This is a genomic window from Fibrobacter sp. UWP2 (assembly GCF_900141705.1).
Classification (GTDB): Bacteria; Fibrobacterota; Fibrobacteria; order Fibrobacterales; family Fibrobacteraceae; genus Fibrobacter.
Genome location: NZ_FQYM01000060.1, coordinates 1 through 3,053, shown reverse-complemented (window position 1 = coordinate 3,053; position 3,053 = coordinate 1). Strand labels below are relative to the sequence as shown.

The 3,053-nt window shown below is 44.6% G+C and carries 6 protein-coding genes; all 6 read left to right on the top strand.

All coding sequences use genetic code 11. The annotated features are described in order from the left end of the window. On the top strand, positions 1-241 hold a 241-nt coding region (locus BUB55_RS13635; protein ID WP_234971950.1), incomplete at its 5' end, for a hypothetical protein. Positions 242-253: 12 nt separating this feature from the next. After that, positions 254-1,426 (top strand): AAA family ATPase, encoded by a 1,173-nt coding sequence (locus tag BUB55_RS13630; protein WP_073192411.1) that lies wholly within the window; start codon positions 254-256, stop codon positions 1,424-1,426. Then, the gene (locus BUB55_RS13625) at positions 1,423-1,890 is read left to right on the top strand and encodes a hypothetical protein (RefSeq protein ID WP_083597048.1); all 468 of its coding nucleotides are present in this window, start codon (positions 1,423-1,425) and stop codon (positions 1,888-1,890) included. The genes BUB55_RS13630 and BUB55_RS13625 overlap by 4 nt, the downstream gene beginning before the upstream one ends. 291 nt (positions 1,891-2,181) lie before the next feature. Continuing rightward, a complete protein-coding gene (locus BUB55_RS14410) occupies positions 2,182-2,349 on the top strand; it encodes a hypothetical protein (RefSeq protein ID WP_159432005.1) in 168 nt (55 codons plus the stop codon). Positions 2,350-2,403: 54 nt separating this feature from the next. After that, positions 2,404-2,709, top strand: coding sequence for a hypothetical protein (locus tag BUB55_RS13620; RefSeq protein ID WP_200778539.1), 306 nt, complete (start codon positions 2,404-2,406; stop codon positions 2,707-2,709). Between the two features lie 150 nt (positions 2,710-2,859). Then, positions 2,860-3,024, top strand: a complete 165-nt coding sequence (locus BUB55_RS14405) for a hypothetical protein (protein ID WP_159432004.1) — start codon at positions 2,860-2,862, stop codon at positions 3,022-3,024. The last annotated feature ends 29 nt before the right edge of the window (positions 3,025-3,053 follow it).

Sequence of the window (3,053 nt, the reverse complement as noted above, 5' to 3'; positions counted from 1 at the left end):
GCTTGGTGTTTTTTTGCTGAACCAAATTTACAAGTTGGAGACCACCTTTTTCTTTTTGGTTGCAGAAATTTCAACTAACTTTGGGGCATCTTCCCCCTGCGCAGCAGGGAACGCCACGGGAATTGCACAGAATGATTCGGAAATTCCGATTTTACGTGAAATTCTACAAATTTTGCCGACTATTCTACTTTTCTGGGCAAACTTGCTGGATTTTTTTTCAAAAAAAAACTATTTTCCGTAAACAGGTTGTAAAATGTCCAAGTTATCAATAAAAAATTTCGGACCTATCAAGTCGGTCTCTTTAGACTTCAAAAGGATAAATGTCCTTATTGGGCCCCAGAGTTCCGGTAAAAGTACGATTCTAAAAGTCGCCAGTTTTTGCAATTGGCTCGAAAAGAAAATTCAGTTGACACAGGACCCAAATGAATGGACTACCCCGACCGTCGTAAAGGACCAGTTAATAACATTCCACAAGTTGGATGGTTACGCTACAGCCGGTTCTGAAATTCTTTTTAAGACAGAGACTTTGCTGGTCGAAATCAAGTTTTCAGAAAGCAGCCATGTTAGTGTGGATTTCAATTGGGGAAAAAAGCGTTGGGACTACAAGCGCACGAAGAACGCCTACATTCCTGCCGAACGCAACATCGTTGCATCTATCCCCAACTGGCTAGACATCAATTTTGACAGATTCAACAATGTCCGCAACTATATGGCGGAGTGGGATGTCGCCCGCAGAAAGTTTGACAAGATGCACAAGCTTGACATCTTGGACATGGGCGTTTCGTATTTTTACGACGAAGCGAATAATTCCGACATGATTTCCTTAAATAAGCGCACGCTTAATTTTTCGAATGCCTCTAGCGGACTTCAATCTGTAATTCCTCAATATGCGCTTTTGTCTTATTTATTCGATTACTCCCTTTTATTCGAACAGACTAGTCTAAGAAGAGTTCTTACAGAAACCAAACTTCGAGAAATCATTGAGCAGAATCCGAAATTACAAAAAAAGGGTATCGGCGATTATTACTTGAACAATTGCGGTGTGAAGGTATTTCTTGAAGAACCCGAACAGAACCTTTTCCCGCAAACCCAATATGCGCTTGTTAAATGGCTGGCTCGCAAATTGAATGGCAACTCGTGTAACACGCTGTTTTTGAGTACACATAGCCCGTATATTTTGTCGTCCATGAACAATTTGATCCAGGCCATGGAATCTTCGACCAAGGCGGCTGGAGCGTCTGCTCGCGTGAAAAAGATTGTTGGGCAATCGGATTTTATGAACTTTGACGAAATCAGTGTTTACGGCATAAACAATGGTCGTGTCAAGAGCCTTTTGGACGAAGAAAATCGCTTGATCGCTCAATCTTTCTTAGACTCTGTATCCATTGACATTTCTAAAGAATTTAGCAACTTGATAAATGTATGAAGAAGAATCCTAAAGAAAACCTAGATGAGTGGACCAAGGGGCTTCCTAATTCTTCGTACACCACAACAAGTGAATCTAACATTAAGTTCGAAGAAAATAAAAGCCAGATCACGTTTTCTAACAGGTCAAAAAAGAAATGTTTAAAGGTTAATGTCGATGGTGGTGTTTACCCTAAAGGCGGGAAAAACCTGAGATGCGACAAGTTGCTTGTTGAAAAAGATTATTTTCGTTTTTACTTTGTTGAGTTGAAGGGAGAAGACATTGAACATGCGTTTAAGCAACTGGCTAGCTCCGTCAACGATACTAAACTAAACCCAGATTGCTCCCAAGACAAGATTGCTTTTGCCGTTGGAAAGAATCATTTTCCGAAAGCATCTGCGCTGGTTCAAGGGTGGATGAAAAAATTCAAGAAATTCGGCGCAACATTGGAAATTGAAAATACTCCAGCTAAGTATGAATTGTAAGTTTTCCTATAATTAGACCTGTTCATAACTAGACAAAAAGGGGAGTTCCCGTTGTCAAAAGATTGCCTTTGAATAGTGAAAAGGCTGCTAACAGCTTTTGCAAAGACTTTTGCGCAGAATGTGCGGCTGCAAAAAAATGCAACTGTTTATTTTTTTTGCGATTGCGTTAGGCCTCCTATTTCTTGTTGACGTGCGTCTCGTCTCCCGCGTCTGCGTTAGGGATCGAAGCCCGAAGGGCCGGGAGGGCCGCCCGTATCCCGCGCTCGGCCCTCTAGGCGGGGGAACCGTGGGGTGACGCCACGGTTCCGTGCCGCGAAAGCCCGCCCCTGCGCAGCAGGGAACGCCCTTAAGGCTCCCTGTGGGCAGCATCATGGTCGCTCGAAATACATGAGCCTGTTCCTGAGCCGTATTTGCCAGAATGTCTCTTGCGATGACAGCCACTACCGCAAGAAGCCTTGAATTGCCGACATCACTCAGGGCGACTATTGGCGAGTCTCCAAGTATCACCCCGAAATGAACGACAACAAGGGAACATCGGTTGTTCTCTTGAATACTACTCCGGGTTGTATGCTATTTGAATCCGTCGCCGATAAAGTCGCCCAATGCGATTCCAAGGTCGAATACGCCATCGCCGGCAACCCCGGCATCGTCCGCTCCAGCAATCCGCACCCCAAGCGCGTCGAATTCTTCGCCAACCTGGACAAATACTCCCTCGACCAGCTGATAAAGATGTATTGTCCCTTCCCGTCACCATTGAAATGGGCATATACCCGTGTGCGGGGACTGCTCGGGCGGATCAAGCGGAAGGTTGTGGGGTAGGGAAAGACAAAAGGACCGCCGTAAGGCGGTCCTTTCGTTGGTTTGAAGTTGCTTGGTTATTTGCGTCTTGGCTCTCTTTGCGAAAGGGCGCTACCAGCTATGCTTTTCGTAGTTTTGCTGGTTCGGCCATCTCGAAGTGCTTGAGAAGCTTTGGTCGCAATTTTAGGCGATGTTACCTTCTTTGCCATTTTATCGCTCCTGGATCTTATGGATCCGGTGTTCCTTATTCGAAGGCTAAACCTGCAGTGCGAAGATGCCCCAAAGTTAGTTGAAATTTCTGCAACCAAAAAGAAAAAGGTGGTCTCCAACTTGTAAATTTGGTTCAGCAAAAAAACACCAAGCAA